This window comes from Clostridium sardiniense (assembly GCF_050584765.1).
GTDB classification, from domain to species: domain Bacteria; phylum Bacillota; class Clostridia; order Clostridiales; family Clostridiaceae; genus Clostridium; species Clostridium sardiniense_A.
Window position 1 is genome coordinate 1,248,787 of the sequence record NZ_JBNOOR010000001.1, and the last position, 17,965, is coordinate 1,266,751.

Annotated in this window: 18 protein-coding genes; 15 read left to right on the forward strand and 3 right to left on the reverse strand. The window is 26.2% G+C overall.

What is annotated here, in order from left to right; all coding sequences use genetic code 11:
* Window positions 1-40 precede the first annotated feature (40 nt).
* From ACQPUW_RS06085 to ACQPUW_RS06110, 6 genes are read left to right on the forward strand one after another with little or no spacing between them, the layout of a single operon-like run.
* Entirely contained in the window at window positions 41-964 is a 924-nt protein-coding gene (locus ACQPUW_RS06085; RefSeq protein WP_430836576.1) for an ABC transporter substrate-binding protein, read from the forward strand.
* Window positions 945-1,973 (forward strand): FecCD family ABC transporter permease, encoded by a 1,029-nt coding sequence (locus ACQPUW_RS06090; protein WP_430836577.1) that lies wholly within the window; start codon window positions 945-947, stop codon window positions 1,971-1,973. Before ACQPUW_RS06085 ends, ACQPUW_RS06090 begins: the two co-directional genes overlap by 20 nt.
* Before the next feature lie 8 nt (window positions 1,974-1,981).
* The gene (locus ACQPUW_RS06095; RefSeq protein ID WP_430836578.1) at window positions 1,982-2,737 is read left to right on the forward strand and encodes an ABC transporter ATP-binding protein; all 756 of its coding nucleotides are present in this window, start codon (window positions 1,982-1,984) and stop codon (window positions 2,735-2,737) included.
* Window positions 2,738-2,747: 10 nt separating this feature from the next.
* Window positions 2,748-3,398, forward strand: a complete 651-nt coding sequence (locus ACQPUW_RS06100) for a diphthine--ammonia ligase (protein ID WP_430837284.1) — start codon at window positions 2,748-2,750, stop codon at window positions 3,396-3,398.
* 20 nt (window positions 3,399-3,418) lie between these two features.
* Window positions 3,419-4,954: a cobyric acid synthase gene (locus ACQPUW_RS06105; RefSeq protein WP_430836579.1), complete on the forward strand. Its 1,536-nt coding sequence runs from the start codon at window positions 3,419-3,421 to the stop codon at window positions 4,952-4,954.
* 4 nt (window positions 4,955-4,958) lie between these two features.
* Window positions 4,959-5,273 (forward strand): hypothetical protein, encoded by a 315-nt coding sequence (locus ACQPUW_RS06110; RefSeq protein WP_430836580.1) that lies wholly within the window; start codon window positions 4,959-4,961, stop codon window positions 5,271-5,273.
* Between the two features lie 419 nt (window positions 5,274-5,692).
* Here the strand turns inward: ACQPUW_RS06110 and ACQPUW_RS06115 are convergent, their stop codons facing one another.
* Complete coding sequence (locus ACQPUW_RS06115; RefSeq protein WP_430836581.1) at window positions 5,693-7,111, reverse strand: MFS transporter; 1,419 nt, start codon at window positions 7,109-7,111, stop codon at window positions 5,693-5,695.
* A 618-nt stretch (window positions 7,112-7,729) separates the two neighbouring features.
* Entirely contained in the window at window positions 7,730-8,755 is a 1,026-nt protein-coding gene (locus ACQPUW_RS06120; RefSeq protein WP_430836582.1) for a branched-chain amino acid aminotransferase, read from the reverse strand.
* A 296-nt stretch (window positions 8,756-9,051) separates the two neighbouring features.
* Between ACQPUW_RS06120 and ACQPUW_RS06125 the strand changes: the two genes are divergently transcribed.
* From ACQPUW_RS06125 to ACQPUW_RS06140, 4 genes are all read left to right on the forward strand, one after another.
* Window positions 9,052-10,956 (forward strand): FUSC family protein, encoded by a 1,905-nt coding sequence (locus tag ACQPUW_RS06125; RefSeq protein WP_430836583.1) that lies wholly within the window; start codon window positions 9,052-9,054, stop codon window positions 10,954-10,956.
* Between the two features lie 248 nt (window positions 10,957-11,204).
* Window positions 11,205-11,819 carry an alpha/beta hydrolase gene (locus ACQPUW_RS06130; RefSeq protein WP_430836584.1) on the forward strand — a complete coding sequence of 205 codons (615 nt, stop codon included), beginning with the start codon at window positions 11,205-11,207 and terminating at the stop codon, window positions 11,817-11,819.
* A gap of 142 nt (window positions 11,820-11,961) precedes the next feature.
* Window positions 11,962-12,576, forward strand: coding sequence for a DNA-3-methyladenine glycosylase (locus ACQPUW_RS06135; protein WP_430836585.1), 615 nt, complete (start codon window positions 11,962-11,964; stop codon window positions 12,574-12,576).
* A gap of 24 nt (window positions 12,577-12,600) precedes the next feature.
* On the forward strand, window positions 12,601-13,080 hold the full coding sequence (locus ACQPUW_RS06140; protein WP_430836586.1) for a cupin domain-containing protein: 480 nt from the start codon (window positions 12,601-12,603) through the stop codon (window positions 13,078-13,080).
* 31 nt (window positions 13,081-13,111) lie between these two features.
* Here the strand turns inward: ACQPUW_RS06140 and ACQPUW_RS06145 are convergent, their stop codons facing one another.
* On the reverse strand, window positions 13,112-13,933 hold the full coding sequence (locus ACQPUW_RS06145; RefSeq protein WP_430836587.1) for a mechanosensitive ion channel family protein: 822 nt from the start codon (window positions 13,931-13,933) through the stop codon (window positions 13,112-13,114).
* Between the two features lie 222 nt (window positions 13,934-14,155).
* Here ACQPUW_RS06145 and ACQPUW_RS06150 point away from each other — a divergent pair, with 222 nt between their 5' ends.
* From ACQPUW_RS06150 to ACQPUW_RS06170, 5 genes are all read left to right on the forward strand, one after another.
* Window positions 14,156-14,515, forward strand: a complete 360-nt coding sequence (locus tag ACQPUW_RS06150; RefSeq protein WP_430836588.1) for a DUF5658 family protein — start codon at window positions 14,156-14,158, stop codon at window positions 14,513-14,515.
* Window positions 14,516-14,766: 251 nt separating this feature from the next.
* On the forward strand, window positions 14,767-15,468 hold the full coding sequence (locus tag ACQPUW_RS06155; protein ID WP_430837285.1) for a radical SAM protein: 702 nt from the start codon (window positions 14,767-14,769) through the stop codon (window positions 15,466-15,468).
* Window positions 15,461-15,943 (forward strand): QueT transporter family protein, encoded by a 483-nt coding sequence (locus tag ACQPUW_RS06160; RefSeq protein WP_430836589.1) that lies wholly within the window; start codon window positions 15,461-15,463, stop codon window positions 15,941-15,943. Before ACQPUW_RS06155 ends, ACQPUW_RS06160 begins: the two co-directional genes overlap by 8 nt.
* Before the next feature lie 136 nt (window positions 15,944-16,079).
* Window positions 16,080-16,871, forward strand: coding sequence for a TIGR00266 family protein (locus tag ACQPUW_RS06165; RefSeq protein ID WP_430836590.1), 792 nt, complete (start codon window positions 16,080-16,082; stop codon window positions 16,869-16,871).
* Between the two features lie 133 nt (window positions 16,872-17,004).
* The gene (locus ACQPUW_RS06170; protein ID WP_430836591.1) at window positions 17,005-17,958 is read left to right on the forward strand and encodes a hypothetical protein; all 954 of its coding nucleotides are present in this window, start codon (window positions 17,005-17,007) and stop codon (window positions 17,956-17,958) included.
* The last annotated feature ends 7 nt before the right edge of the window (window positions 17,959-17,965 follow it).

Consider the following 17,965-nt stretch of genomic DNA (forward strand, 5'->3'; position numbering starts at 1 on the left):
TCATAAATAAGAAAATCTAAGGAGAAAAACAGGAGGACGTATGAAAAAGTTTAAAGGAATAAAATTTATTACTATCATAGTTTCAATATTTTTAATTGCAGCTATATTTGTAGGTTGCACAGGAACTGAAAAAACAATGCAAGATAGAGAAGGAAATCAATTTAATGTACCAAAGAAAATGGATAGAATAATTTCCACAGCTCCATCAAATACAGAAGTTCTAGTATCATTAGGTCTTGGTGATAAAATAATTGCTACAGATACATATTCAAAAGATGTTGCTGGAACTAATAAAGACGTTACTAGAATAGATTTTATGAATCCAGATGCAGAGACAATAATATCACTTAAACCAGATATTATAATAGCATCAGGACAGAATAAAGTAGATGGTAAAGACCCATTTGAAGCAATTAAAGCAGCTGGAATACCAGTTGTATACATTCCAAGTAGTAACAGTATTGAAGGTATATATGATGATATAAATTTTTTAGCTAAATTAACTGGTACAGAAAATAAAGGAAACGAAATAGTTTCTAATATGAAAAATGAAGTAGAGAAGATAAGAAAAATTGGAGACACAATAAAAGATAAGAAGTCAGTTTATTTTGAAATAGGACCAGAACCATCATTATATAGCTTTGGTAATGGAACATTTTTAAATGAAATGATAGATATAATTGGAGCTAAGAATATATTTAGCAATGAAAATGGATGGATATCACCAAGTGCTGAATCAGTTATTGAAAAAAATCCAGATGTTATTTTAACAAATGTAAATTATATAAAAGACCCTGTTAAAAAAATTGAAGATAGAAAAGGATGGAACACTATTAATGCTGTTAAAAATGGAGATGTATATCAAATAGATACAAATTCATCATCAAGACCATCACAATACATTATAAAAGCTTTAAAACAAATGGCAAAGGATATATACCCAAATGAATATAAAAATCAATAAAAAAAGGAATCTAGCTTTTTTAACTATACCTATAGTTTTTTTAGTTATATGTATTGGAACTTCCATTGGAAGTTCCAATATTAACTTATTTGATATTTTTTCAATAATAGGTAATAAATTAGTGAATATTCCGTTAAGAGAAAATGTAACAGGGCAAGAGGTAGCTATTATTTGGGAACTTAGATTTCCAAGAGTTTTATTAGCATTTTTAGTTGGTGGTGCATTAGCTGTAAGTGGAGCAGTTGTACAGTCAGTGCTTAAGAATCCACTGGCATCACCATATACATTAGGAATTTCATCAGGTGCTGGTCTTGGTGCAGCACTTGTAATGATTTTTGGAGTAAACATACCTTTAATTCAAGAATTTTCTTTGCCAATAGTTGGCTTTATATTTGGTTTGTTTACAGTTATAATAGTAATAGCTTTTGCAAAGAGAGTAGATAAACTTTTATCTAATAATACTATAATACTTGCTGGAATGGTATTTTCATTGTTTTTAAACGCAATACTTACAACTATAGGATCACTGCATGGAGATAGCTTAAAGGCCATTTCACTTTGGCAGATGGGGTCTTTTTCTATGAAGGGGTGGAGTTACGTTGAAGTATTTATACCATTTTTACTTATAGGAATTATAGGAGTCATCTTACATACAAGAGAGATGGATATACTTACATTTGGAGAAGATAGTGCTAAAGCAGTGGGAGTAGATACCAATAAAGTTAAAACAAGACTTTTCCTATTTACAGCCATATTGACAGGTAGTGCTGTAGCTTTAAGCGGAATAATAGGCTTTGTAGATTTAATAGCACCTCATGTAGTAAGAAAAATATTTGGAGCTAAACATAGTTTAGTAATACCAATGTCTTTTGTATTTGGTGGGATTCTAATGGTTATTACAGATTTAATATCTAGAACAATAATTTCACCATCAGAACTTCCGGTAGGTGCAATAACTGCACTTATAGGAGCACCTTTCTTTGCTTATATATACTTTAAAAAGAAGTAGGTGAAAAAATGATAAAAATAAATAATGTATATACTGGATATGATAAAATAGATATCATTAAAAATGCTAATTTGGAAGTTAATAAAAATGAATTATTTTGTATAATAGGCCCTAATGGTTGTGGGAAAAGTACGCTTTTAAAAGCAATAGCTAATATAAACGATTATACAGGCAGTATTAAAGTTTTAGACAAAGAAATAAAGAGTATAAGTAGAAAAGAATTAGCCAAAGAAATAGCATTAATGTCTCAGATAACAGAAGTATATTTTTCATATACAGTATATGAGACTATTTCATTAGGAAGATATGCTCATATAAAAGGGGCTTTTACTACTTTAGGAAAAGATGATAAAATTATTATTGATAGCGTAATTGAGGATTTGTCTCTTAAAGATATAGAAAATAAATATATAAGTGAACTTTCAGGAGGACAACTTCAAAGAGTATTTTTGGCTAGAGCAATAGTTCAAGATCCTAAGGTTATATTATTAGATGAACCTACTAATCATTTGGATTTTAAACATCAAATAGAACTCTTAGAGAACTTAAAAAAATGGTGTATAAATGGAGAGAGAACTGTTATAGGAGTATTACATGATCTTAACCTTGTTCAAATATATGCAGATAGAGTAGCACTTATAAATAATGGGGAGATAGTAAAGATAGGTAGCAGTGAAGAGATATTAAAATCAAAAGAAGTAGAAGATATATATGGAATAAATATAAGAGAATTTATGATTAGGGTATTGAAAAAATGGAGTTAAGGAGAAATTTATAATGAAAAAATTTATTTTATCATATAGCTGTGGTAAAGACAGTACTTTAGCACTATATAGATTAATGAAAAAGGGATTAAAACCTGTTGGATTGATAGTAACAGTAAATAAAGATGAAAATGAGTCATGGTTCCACAGAATACCAGAATCAATATTAGATGAAGTTTCGGACTCATTAGATATTCCTTTAATAAAAGTAGTGTGCTCAGGAGAACAGTATGAGGATTCATTTGAAGATGCTCTAAAAAAAGGAAAAGAACTCGGAGCAGAAATGTGCGCATTTGGAGACATAGATATAGAAGCTCATAGAGGATGGTGTACAGATAGATGTAATAATACCTCAATAGATGCAGAATTTCCTTTATGGCAAGAAGATAGAGAGGAATTAACACATGAATTTATAGAAGCAGGATTTAAAGGTATAATTAAGTGTTGTAATGATACTCAACTAAATGATACATATTTGGGTAAGGTTTTAACAAAAGAAGTTGTGTCAGATATAAAAGAAACAGGAGCAGATCCATGTGGAGAAAATGGAGAATATCATACTTTTGTTTGTGGAGGGCCTATATTTAAAAAAGATATAGAATTTAAATTAGGTAAAAAACTTAAGATTAATGATTATAATCATATAATAATTGAGAAATAATGTTTATGGGGTGACAGGTTATGAAAAAAAATGTAATGATTTTAGGTACTGCATCCTCAGTTGGTAAAAGTACTATTGCAACAGCACTATGTAGATTTTTAAAAAAGAAAGGATATGATGTAGCACCATTTAAAGCACTTAATATTACTTCTAAAACAAATTCCATAGGAAATGGGGAAGAAATTGGACGTGCTCAAATAGTACAAGCAGAAGCCTGCGAAATAAAATCAGAGTATATAATGAATCCTATCTTAATAAAATCTATTGCTAATAAAAAAACAAAGATAATAGTTAATGGTAAATCTTATTGTCACAAAGATAATTGTTCTTATGAAGAGTTAAGTAAAGATTTAAAGGAGTTTATAAAAGAAGATTTTGAAAAATTAGCTGAGAAACATAGTAATATAATTGTAGAGGGAGAGGGAAGTTGTATAGAATTAGGTTCTAAAAATGAAGATTTAGCTAATTTTTATACTGCAAAACTTACAAATTCAGATGTTATATTAGTTGGAAATAGCGAAGAGGGTGGTGTATTTTCTTCAATTTATGGAACTATTATGCTACTTAATGAAGAAGATAGGGAATTAGTAAAAGGGATTATAATAAATAAGTTCAAAGGTAATAAAGATGAATTAGAAAATGGAATAAAAGAATTAGAAGAGAAATTAAAAATTCCAGTATTAGGTGTAATACCTTATGAAGAGTTGAACATAGAAGATGAGGTAATTATCACTAAAAGGCTTAGAAATAATAAAAGAAGTGGTCTTAATATAGGAATAATAAAATTATCACATATATCTAATCTTACAGATTTTTATCCATTAGAGCTTGAGAAAAATGTTAATATAAGATATGTAAAAACACCGAAGGAATTAGAGGGTGCAAATTTAATAATTTTACCAGGTAGCAAGAGTATAATGTATGATTTAAATGAAATCAAATCAAATGGATTATATGATAAAATTATAGATCTATACAAAGAGGGAGCTACAGTTATGGGAATTTGTGCTGGTTTCCAAATGCTTGGTAGAAATATAATAAATAATTTAGATTCAAATAATAGTAGGAAATGTATAACTGGGTTCGAAATGTTACCATTAGATACTAAAATATCTTTTGAAAGAAGGACAGTTATTTCTAAGGGAATTACATGCTCTATGGAAAATGAATTAAAGGATCTTTCTAATATAAGAATATATGGGTATGAAATACAAAATGGATATACTGAGATATTAGATAAAAATGGAGAGGTCTTTATAATAGATAAGAATAATAACATAACAGGTCTTTGCAACGAAAATGGAGATGTTTTTGGTACCTATGTACATGGTATATTTGAGATAGAAGAATTTAGGAAGAAACTTATAAATCATCTAAAAGAAAAATATAATGTTGTTATTGAAAATAGTAAAGAAGAGAAAGAAAATTATAAGAAATATAAACTAAAGCAATATGATAAGTTATGCAAAATACTAGAAGATAATATAGATACAGAAAAAATTCTTAATTTACTTAAAACTGAAGAGGAGGAATCTGAGGAGAAACCCTTAGAGTAATAATATGAATCATATACTAAATGTTCTAGCAATAGCAGTTTGTTTTTATGTCTTTGATCTATTATGGAGACATAGCAATTTATATAAGAAGTTAACTTTAAATAAAATTTTAAATAATAAATCTACGAAAATTATATTGGCCATAATTTCAATACTTTTAATAGGAGTATGTATAATTGTAGAAAAAATATTTAGTGGATATTTATTTGGTGAAGATAATATTAAGATATTAATTAAAGGAATAAGTTTATTGATATTATATATTACAACATCATTTATCTTTATGGATAAGTATACAGAAACAAGCAATACAAAATAATGTATTGCTTGTTTTTCTGTTGCAAAAAATTTAGAATTTAGAATTTAGAATATTGTATGCACTAATACCTTAAATAAAATACTCGTAAATGATAATAAATAAAGAAATAAAAAATATATATTGAAGTTAATATATACAATATTTGTAACCAATTGAGACAAAATACATATTATGTACTATAAAGCAGATAACAGTTAAGAGTGTGATAAACAAAAGAAAATAGATCCTCAAAAAACAAAAGCCAACTTTAATAAAAAGAATAAAAAGAAGAAATGATGATAGAGTTTATAAAAGCAAAATAGTAATATGTATAATTAAAAAGTAGTGCAATAATAATAAATTCTATCATCTTTTTATAATTATTATAGGCTATATATACATAATTAAACCCTAAGAGAAATTTTCTCTTAGGGTTTAATTTATTTATAATCTTTTGATGTAAAATAATCAATTAATGATAAAATGAATGATATAAAACATATTATAGCTACAATAATATAAACTTCTTTCATTCCGTAAACAAAAATTTCAGGCCTTCCTGGTATTGATCCAAGTACTTTAAAACCTGCAGCTTCACTCATTTTAAAATATAAGTATGATGTTGAAGCAGAAACTCCAAAAGCCAATCCTAAATTTCTAATTAAGGCATTAGTACCACCAGCTATACCAAGCTTTTCTTTTGGAACTGATGACATAATTAAATTTGTATTTGGAGATTGGAATAGACCATTACCAAATCCTAATAATATAAGCATTAATATTAGAGATAGTTTAGAAGTATGTTCTCCAGCAGTTGAAAGTAAATACATACTTAAAGCAGTAACAAATAATCCTGCAAGGGTTAATTTTTTACTGCCTATTTTATCTGATAGACTTCCACTTAAAGGAGCTACTACAAATAAAACTAATGGATAAAATAGCATTACAAATGAAATTTCTTCGGCAGTATATCCTAATACATCATTAAGATAAAAAGGCTGTATTATATTAATTGTATTGATAGCTACAAATGATACAAAAGCACAAAATAGATTTAAAGAAAATGTTCTTTTTTTAAATAATACTAAGTCAAGCATTGGTGGTTTAGCTTTTTTTTCAACTATTAAGAAGCAAATAAATAATATAATTCCAATAATAAATCCGCCTAATATATATATGCTAGTATATCCTAAATGCTGTCCAAGCATAATACAAGTGAAGATAAATAGTGTTGATGATGAGAATAATAAAGCTCCCTTACTATCAAAACCTTCTCCAGTTGACTTATTTTCTTTAGGTAGATATTTTCTGGCAAAGAAATAAGCTATTAATCCTATTGGTATATTAATTAAGAAAATAAAATGCCAGCTTAGATAAGTAACAATAAATCCGCCTAGTGCAGGTCCTAAAAGTGAACCTAATGCAACAAAAGATCCTGATATACCAAGAGCTTTTCCTCTCTCTCTTGGTGGAAATATATCTGTTATTATTCCTTGATTAGTAGACATAATCATTGCAGCACCAATTGCTTGCACTACTCTTGCTAAAACTAATAAAACAATATTAGGAGATAGTGCGCAGAGCAAAGATCCAAGTACAAAGCCTAAAATTCCTTTGTTAAATATAAGACTTTTACTTTTTATATCTCCAAGACGACCAAATATCAATATGGCAGCAGATATTACTATTAAATAAGCACTAACTATCCATTCAGCACCAGACATTTGAACATTTAATTTTTGACTTATAGTTGGAAGTGCTATATTTACAATACTACTATCTAAACAAGCCATAAAGGGCTGAGTAACAAGAACCCCAAGGGCTAGCCACTTAGTTTTGTTAATTGATTTGTTGTTCATAAAGTTTCCTCCAAAAAATTGATACTTTAATATTATAAATTAATTTTTTTAATAGAAAATGAACAAAATGTTCATCACTATATTGTTAAAAAAATGTACATATATTATTGTCTAGTTATTATTTAAATGAATATAAAAGGGAATAGTATTTAAGCAAATATTATGATAAATATATACTTAAATAAAATACTCGTAAATGATTATGAAAATAAAAAATAATACATCATATAGAAATTTATAACAAATATTTAAAACATAATGATTTTTAGAAATAAAAAGTACACTAATAAAAGCATTTGCTCCCAAAACTTGTTAGTGAAATTATAAAATAAGGATAGATTGAAGAATTCATTGAGTTAGCTAAAGAAAAATGATCTAAAGGAATAAAGTTTTGCGGAATATGTTATACATGATTATAAACGTGGAATCTTTACCTGGTAAAGATATATATTTTTACCAATATAGAAGATAGAATATTAAAAAGACATATAAAAACTTTGTATAGTAAAATAAAAAAGGTAGCTAGATAAATATGCTACCTTTTTTTATATTCGATTTATAAAATTTTGTTATGTATTAGAAAAGAAACAATAAATACTCAAAATAAAATTTTATTATCTATTTAATTTTAACTATCCAATCATCATGTTTTGGCTCTATATCACCAAATTGAATACCTACAAGAGTATCATATAATTTTTGAGTAACAGGTCCTACTTCAGTTTCACTGTAGAATACATGAAGATTATTATTATGGAATATTCCACCTATAGGAGTTATTACAGCTGCTGTTCCACATGCTCCAGCTTCTGAGAATTCATCTAACTTATCTACAAATACATCTCCTTCTATAACATCCATATCAAAATAATCCCTAGCTATTTCAAGAAGTGAGTATTTTGTTACACTTGGTAATATTGATGGTGAAAGAGGTGTTATAAATTTATTATCTTTAGTAATACCAAAGAAATTCGCAGAACCAACCTCTTCAATTTTTGTATGAGTTGCAGGATCTAAGAATATTGCATCAGCAAATCCTAATTTTTTAGCTTTCTTTTGAGCTAGAAGACTTCCTGCATAATTACCACCAACTTTTTGAGCACCAGTTCCATTAGGAGCAGCTCTATCATAATCAGATACCATGAAATTAACAGGCTTCATGCCACCTTTAAAGTATGGACCTACTGGTATACAAAATACAGAGAAGATAAACTTATTAGCAGGTTTAAGTCCAATATTATCTCCAACACCAATCATAAATGGTCTTAAGTATAAAGTAGCACCAGTTCCGTATGGTGGGACATAATCTTCATTAGCTTTAATAACTTGAATACATGCATCAATAAATTTTTCTTCTGGTATTTCAGGCATAAGAAGTCTATCACAACTATCATTCATTCTTTTAGCATTTTTATTAGGTCTAAATAATTGAATTTCACCTGATTTTGTTCTATATGCTTTTAAGCCTTCAAAGCATTGTTGCCCATAATGTAATGCAGGGGCACCTTCTTCGATAATAAGTGTATTATCTTCAACTAATTTACCATTATCCCATTCACCATTTTCCCAAACTGATATATAACGGAAATCAGTTTTCATGTAATCAAATCCTAAGTTTCCCCAATCGATATGTACTTTACTCATAATTGTCATTACCCTAAGTAGACTTAAAGTAATTTCCTCCCTTCAATCCTTCAATTATTGCTTATTATTATTTACTAATATTATAAAATTTATAAAGGTCATTAGTATAATAATTATTATAGTACAAAGGGAATGGTAAATAAAGAACTAAATTCAATTATATGTATCAAAATACAATTTAGATTAGTTATTTATTATTAATCTAACAATTTGATTACTATTTATTAATAGAGTGTATATAAAATTTAAGTATAATAAATATAAATTTATTATTTTATTAAAAGAGGAACGTAGAAATGAATATAGAGAAAATTAAGAATACACTAAAAGTAGCTGCACCTCCTGCTGCGGTATCTACTATTATATTATTTATAAATATATTGTTTTTTGGAGCAAACAATATAATAATTGCACCTTATATGACATTAACATTTATAAGGATGAGAAATTACTTAACTATTGAAAAGAATATTATAAAACCATTATTTATTCATTTATTTATTGGAATTCTATCATCAATAGCAAGTGAAGGATTATATAGCACATTTATAATCAATTTGTTAGGTGTTGGGATATTGGCTTATTTCTTAACAGATGAGTATAATCCAAGTAGTTATTTCCCATATCTAATGGCATTTGTTTTTTTGCAACTTTTTCCAACAAGTATTGAAGAAATACCAAAGAGACTAATATCAATAGTAATATCATATATTGTTGTTTTTATAGCTTTAATAATATTTTCACCTAAAGGGGTCTGCTCTAAAATATCTACTTTAATTGAAGACGGAATTAATAATATTAGTTTTCAATTAAAGGCTATATTAGATGGAAATAAAGAAGAATTAGAAAATAAAAGGTTTGATTTGTTTGAGATATGCAAAGAATTAAATAGGTTTGTTTATTCAAGTGGAAAGAAAAGATACTATCCATTTGTTATTGTTTTTCAGCATATGAATAATATAATTGATGAAATTGAATCAAATAGAACTTCAGTGAATTGCAATGAAAAATATTTAAAAAATCTTAGAGTATTATTTTTAGGTTATAATACTTTTAATAGGAAGGAATATATAAATAATATAGCTGAGTTTATTTCCAAGAATTCTTTTAAAGATGAGAATACTGATTTCTACATTGTATATGTTTTAAAATACTTTATATCTGCTATAAAAGGCACTATGAAACCTAATAAGTTTAATCTGAAAAAATATTTAAACTTTAAAGATTCTAAAGAATATTTTGAGAAATATAGTAAGTATACACTTTCATTAAATGGATTTAAAATCAGGTTTGCAATAAGGATTTCAATATTATTATCCGTATCTTTTACAAGTATTAGATTATTCAATATTCCAAAAGGGTATTGGATTCCTATGACAATATTCTTATTAACTTTACCTTTTTACGAGGATAGTAAAACAAGGATTAAATTAAGATTTAGAGGAACTATAATTGGATTAGTAATATCTTTTATACTTTTCTCTATTTTTAAGAGTAATGTATCACATGTAGTAATACTTATAATATGCACATTTTTCATGTATGCATTTAGTGATTATGGAACTATGACAATATATATAACTTGCTATGCTCTTGCAATGACTACTATACATATGGGAGACGATGAGGCAATAATTTTAAGATTAATATACACTTGTATATCAGCATTAAGTGTTTTATTTGCAAATAATTTTATATTACCTAATAAAAATCATATTGAACTTACAACTATGATTAATAAGTTAGTGGAATTAGATGAGATAATAGTAAATAAAATTAGAAGCATATTAGATTCAAGCTTTAATGAGTGTGAAATAAGAGATATTATTTATTCTTCATACCTAATAAGTGGAAAGTTACAAATGCATTATTCAAAAGTAGACAATATTAATTTTAAAAATTTACTAGCTAAAAATAATCAACTTACAACATTATTAACTCATTGCTGCATTATATTATGTAATGAAAATAATTCAAGGCTTGATAAAAGATATATTTATGAATGTCTAAATAACATTGATCATATATTAGAAAGTATGAAAATTAACTCTCCTAAAAAAACTATATTAAGAGATACATGTTGCATTAATGTAAATAACTTAAATCATAAAAATAATTATGAAAATACATTACTATTAAAATGTTTAAAAAAATCAAGTGAAGTTAAAGAAGATTTAGATAATCTAAAAAATGACATATAAAAAAAGATAGATTAAAATCTATCTTTTTTATATTGTATTTCTTAATAATATTTTGTAATTGAAATACTGATTATTTATATCTCACATAAATAAACTGACATTCTTTGACCTTTGGTATATAAGACTTAAATTAATAAATCATGAATTTTAAAAAGATAATTTTAACTAATTTTACTATTTTAAATATACAATTTTATTTGTGATATACTTTAGTCAGATTATAAATAATAAAGAAAGAGGTTGATAATATGAACGATATAGTAAAATCATATTGGGGAATGAATCTAAAACCTTTAGTTATAGGAAAAGGAAGCGATACTGTAGCTGTAATATTACCAGGTATAGGTTATACTTTAGATAGAGTTACTTTGGAATATTCATCACAATTATCATTAGAATTAGGATTCGATGTATTAAAAATAGAATATGGATTTCAAATAGGAAGAAGAGAGTTTCATCCGGATGAAGAGTTTAATATTATTGCAGAAGAATCCTTTAAATTACTTAAGAGCACTTTAGCCAATAAATACAAAAACATTGTTTTTATTGGGAAGAGTATTGGAACTTGCGTACAAAATGTTTTAAATAAAAATGTTAAGGGATATAATGTAACTAATATTTATTTAAGTCCTATAAATAAAACAGTGCAAATGGAAATAGAAGAAAATGCATTAGTAATCACAGGCAGTAGTGATCCGCTGTTATCAAAAGAAAATTTAGAAATTCTTGAAGAGGTTAATGGTACAAAATTAATAAGTATTGATGGTGCAAATCATGCTTTAAATATTGAAGGTAATGCAATAAGGAGTTTAGAAATACAACTTAATATAATTAAGTGTATGAAAGAATATTTAAGTAAATAATAAAAAGACTTATAGTTAAATATTTTAACTATAAGTCTTTTTTATATAAGGTTATATATGTTATAAATTTTTATATACATTGAAATTAATTATAAAATAAAGTATTGTTTATATAATAATACTATAGAAAGGAGAGGATATAATGATTTTAGATAAAGCATATTTCAAATCTGATGCTGTAACTTTAGCTAAAAGTTTATTGGGTAAGATATTAATTAGAGAAATAGATGGTAAAGTAATAAAAAGCAAAATTGTAGAGACAGAGGCGTATGTTGGGAAATGTGATAAAGCATGTCATGCATATAATGGAAAAAGAACTAATAGAACAGAAATTCTTTATAGAGAAGGCGGAGTAGCATACGTATATCTTATATATGGAATGTATAATTGTCTCAATGTAGTTACAGGCATGGAAGAAGAGGCAGAAGCTGTGTTAATAAGAGCTGTAGAACCTCTCAATGAATTTGAGTATATTTCAAATAAAAGGTTTAATCAAAATTATAGTGAGTTAAGTAATTTAAAAAAGTGTTCACTTACTAATGGGCCGGGAAAGTTATGTAAGGCTTTAGATATAGATAGAGATTTAAATGGATGTGAGCTTTATAGAAAAGGTGCATTATATTTAAGTGAAGGAAATAATGATGAGGAATTTAATATAATTTCTACTAAACGTATAGGAATAGATTATGCTGAAGAAGCAAAAGATTTTCTATGGAGATTTTATATAGATGGAAATAAATATATATCTAAAAAATAAATACAAATGAAAAGGAGTATATAAATGAATTCAAATTATTTTATAGAAAAATTACATATGGAAAAACATCCTGAGGGAGGCTATTATAAGGAATCTTTTATATCAAAAGATATTTTAGATAATGGGTATGGTGAAAGAAAGCTATGGACTAGTATATATTTCTTATTGCATACAGGAGAAGTATCTAATTTCCATAGATTAAAGTCAGATGAAATGTGGTATTTTCATGCAGGAGAGGCACTTACAATATATATGATATCACCAGAAGGTGAATTTATTGAAAAACAACTAGGCCTAAACATATCAAGCGGTGAAACACCACAAATATTAGTACCAAAAGGATATATATTTGGATCAGCAATGAATAATGATGGATTTTCTTTAGTTGGATGTATGGTATCACCAGGCTTTGAATTTAAAGATTTTGAATTGTTTAAAAGAAAAGAATTAATATCAAAATATCCAAACTATAAATCTATAATAACAAAATTAACAGTTGAATAAAAAAGGCACATCAATATTTGATGTGTCTTTTTTATTCTGATTTTTGCATATGTAAATCCATTTGTGGATACGGAATTGATATGTTATTATTATCAAATTCTATTTTTACTGTTTCTAACAGATCAAAATGAACTATCCAATAATTTTCAGTATCACACCAAGCTCGTACAATAAAATTAATTGAACTAGCGGCATGTTCACTAACTGCTACAAATGGTGCTGGATCTTTTAAAATTAAGGTATTATTGTCTACTATTTTATTTAAAATAGTCTTTACCTTTAATATGTCATCATTATATCCAACGCTAAAAGTTAAATCTACTCTTCGTAATGGTTTAGAAGAATAATTTATTAAGCTTCCATTTGCAAGAGCACCATTTGGTATTAATACTTCCTTATTATCTGCAGTAACTAAGTGGGAATAGAATATACCAATTTTTTCTACTGTTCCTTGATATGATGAAGTTTCTATATAATTTCCAACTTGTACAGGTCTTAATAATAATATTATTACACCTCCAGCAAAGTTTGAAAGGCTCCCTTGAAGAGCTAGTCCTACTGCTAAACCAGCAGAAGCTAATAATGCTGCAAATCCAGCAGTTGGTATTCCTACAAATCCCATAAATACAATTACTAATAAAATTTTAAGTCCAATATCAGCAAAAGCATGGAAAAAAGAAACTAAAGTTAAATCGACATTTTGTTTCTTTAGTAATGTATTTAAAGCTTTAAGTCCGTTATTCACAGCTTTCCAACCTATCCAAAGTCCAATTAAACCAAAGACAAGTTTTACTCCACTTGTAGATACCCAATGAAGTATATTATCAAAGATAACTGTTATATCCAAAAACACATCCCCTTTCGTGAAAAAATATTATTTAATTATAACTTCTACAAAAGTTAAAAGCAACAGATTAGTTTTAATTTATTAATTGGTAAAATTACTATTGAATTAATAAATATAGTAATACTTATAAATATTATTAATTATGGAGTGAAATACTAAGTACTGATTTTAATAAGAAAAAGTATTGTATTTAAACAATATAAATAATATTTTATGGAGATGATAAATATGATTAAATATATAATAAATAATTCATACTCAAATGTAAAATCAAAGTTGAAAGTTCTTTATATGTTGAATATAACAGATATAATCTTTACTATCATACTACTGAGAACTGGACTATTTAAAGAGGTAAATAGTATTATGTTTTTTATAGTTGACAGTCTAACTTTAAGTATATTAGTTAAAGTCTGCTTAGTAGGAATATTAATTTATTATTTAATTAAGAGAATGATGAAAGCTACATATAAACAATTAAAAGTAAGTAATATTATTATAATAGGAGCCATATTTATATTTTTAATAATAAATATATCTCATATAATATATAGTATTTTATATTTGTTTATGGCAAATGTGATATAAACTATAAAAATTATATACTCTATAATTCTAATTATTAATAATTATCTCTTCTATGTCTTTAAACTTGATTAATTTATTAATGAAGTATATAATATCTAATTGTAAAATTTAATTGACAGTTCGTAAGCCGCCTGTCATTAAACAAAACTAAGGCATTTTCTAATAAATAAGTATTTAGAGGATGGCTTTATGTCGTCCTTTTTTATTTTTATTAGTTTCTATGCCCTGAAAAAGGAGAAATATAAATGGAAATGCAAAGATATAGCAAAATATTAGGAAAAAATCCTAGAGAAATGGTAATGCTTAAGGGGTTTCCTTGTAAATGGGGAAGATGTAGTTTCTGCGATTACATTGAAGATAACTCTACTTTTGAAGATGATATTATTAAGTTTAATAAAGTTGTATTAAGTAATGTAACTGGTGAATTAGAGGTATTAGATGTAATAAATTCAGGAAGTATTTTCGAGCTACCAGAAGAGACATTGAAAGATATAAAAAATATTGTAATTAAAAAAAATATAAAAAAATTATTTGTAGAATGTCATTGGTTATATAAAGATAGATTAGATGAAATAAGAAATTATTTTAATATTCCAATAATATTTAGATGTGGTATAGAATCCTTTGATAACGACTTTAGAATGAAAGTATTAAATAAAGGTGCTGGATTTAAATCATATGAAGAAGTAAATAAGTATTTTGATTCAATATGTTTACTTGTTGGAATAAAAGGACAGACTAAGGAAATGATAAAAAATGATATAAGTATATTAGAAAACCATTTTAAATATGGATGCGTGAACGTTTATGTAGAGAATACAACTCAAGTAAAAAGAGATGATGAATTAGTTGAATGGTTTATTAAAGAGTATAGTTATTTAGAAAAAAATAAAAATATAGAAGTTCTTATAAATAATACAGATCTTGGAGTTGGGAGTGAAATAGATGATTAAAAAAAGTTCACTAGATATTTTTGTTAAAATAGCAGTAGTTGCTGCAATTTATGTAGTTTTAACTGTTGCAATAGCTCCAATAAGTTATGGTCCAATACAAGTTAGAATATCTGAGATATTAGTACTTCTAGCTTTTTATGATAAGAGATATATAGTAAGTTTAACAATAGGTTGTTTATTTGCTAATATGTTAAGTCCATTAGGAATGGCAGATATAATAGTAGGTACCCTTGGAACATTTTTTTCTGTATATGCCATTAGTAAAACTAAGAACTTATTTATTGCAACTCTTTGGCCAACAATTTTCTGTATTCCAGTAGTAGGCGTACTGCATTTACTAATTGGATTACCATTTTGGATATATTTATTTGGATTTATGATTGGAGAATTTATTTCAGTTACTATTGTTGGATATCCAATAGTAAAATTTATTAGTAAGAATTCTAAATTAATTAGTATTATACAGCTAACTTAGTCTCACCATGTATCAGTCTGACCTTAACTGACTAATATCATAATAATATATATTAAAATATTTTCTTAATACTTTTTATATAGAAATTTATATGTAACTAATATAATATTATATTAAAAAGAAAAGAGGTGTATTTATGATTTCTCATGAAATTGATTTTAATATTTACGGAGATGATATGCAATTTGTAGAAATAGAATTAGATCCACAAGAGTCAGTAGTTGCGGAAGCTGGTGCTATGATGATGATGGATAATTCTATTTCTATGGATACTATTTTTGGGGATGGAAGTAAACAACAAAATAGTGGGTTGTTTGGTAAATTAGGTGGTGCTGCAAAGAGAGTTGTAACAGGAGAAAGTCTATTTATGACTTTATTCACAAATAGAGGGGTAATGAAAGAAAAAGTATCCTTTGCATCACCTTATCCAGGTAAAATTATACCTATTAACTTATCAGATTATGATGGTAAAATAATTTGTCAAAAGGATGCATTTTTATGTGCTGCAAAAGGAGTTTCAATTGGTATAGACTTTAGAAAAAAACTTGGAGCTGGTTTCTTCGGTGGAGAAGGATTTATAATGCAAAAATTAGAAGGCGATGGATTAGCTTTTATACATGCAGGCGGAACTATAATTAGAAAAAGATTATTACAAGGTCAAAAGCTAAAAGTTGATACAGGATGTTTGGTGGCTTTAACTAAAACCATAGATTATGATATAGAGTTTGTTGGTGGAATAAAAAGCAGTTTATTTGGTGGAGAAGGGTTGTTTTTTGCTACGTTAACTGGTCCTGGAGAAGTATGGGTACAAAGCTTACCATTTAGTAGATTAGCGTCTAAAGTCTTTGCAGCAGCACCAGAACTTGGGGGAAAAGATGTTGGACAAGGAAGCGTATTAGGTGGTCTAGGGAATTTATTCCAAGATTAAAAATAGAAATTATAATAAGACACTTTTTAATATTAAAAAGTGTCTTATTTATTAAACTTAAATTTTATTGTATATATTTAGAGAAGATGAACAGAATTAGCATATATATGTTAATTTTGGAGGCGAATACTAAGTGAGAAATAAAAAAAAGATCATAGTAGTTTTTAGTATTATAATAGGCTTATTAATAGTTATAATTTTATATAAAAATCAGGACGGTAATAAAGAAGTATTAAATAAAAAGCAATATTCTATTGTAAAAAATGAAAGAAATAATTATAATGTCTTATTTGTAGATAATGATAGAAACACTTATATGTATAATAATGAAGATAACAATATATATAGCATAGATAAAGAGGGTAGTAAAATAAATAAATTGTATGACAATGTAATTCCTTTATTAAATGAATTTGATGAGAATGGATGGATTATTAGCAATAATACAAAAGAAAATTATTTAAAGTGTATAAACCTTTTAACTAAGAAGGAAATTACAATTCCATGTAACTACTCAAAATTTGTGAGTGATAGCCTAATACAGATCTATCAAGATAATATTGCACTAATAGAATCTGATGGAACAAAAAAATTTCTCAAGGTATATGATTTAAATAATGGAACTTTAATTAAGAGCAAAAATCTAGATAATAGAATAATTAGTAATTTAGATTTCTATGAAAATAAAGTAGTTTACAATGTAGTTAAAGATAAAGAAATATTAAATATTTATTATGATATAGATAAAGATGAAGAAAAAATAATAGCTACTGGATATGACAATTTATTTTTATATAAAGATAATATACTTCTTTGTAAGAGTAATCAGTCTGAAGAAATTTATGATGTTTATAATATTGTAAATAATAAAATTAACAGCATAGGAAAATTTGAAAGTGAAAAGTTTGATAATAAATATGTAAAATCAGGTAAATATATATATTCAACTATTAATAGATCAACATATATGAATTTGGAAGATTTTAAATTAGCGTTTATTAAAAATGAAACAATAAATACTATTCTAAATAACAGTATTATCTCTACGGATAATACTACAAAAGAAATAAATTTAAAAACTTTATAGGAAAATT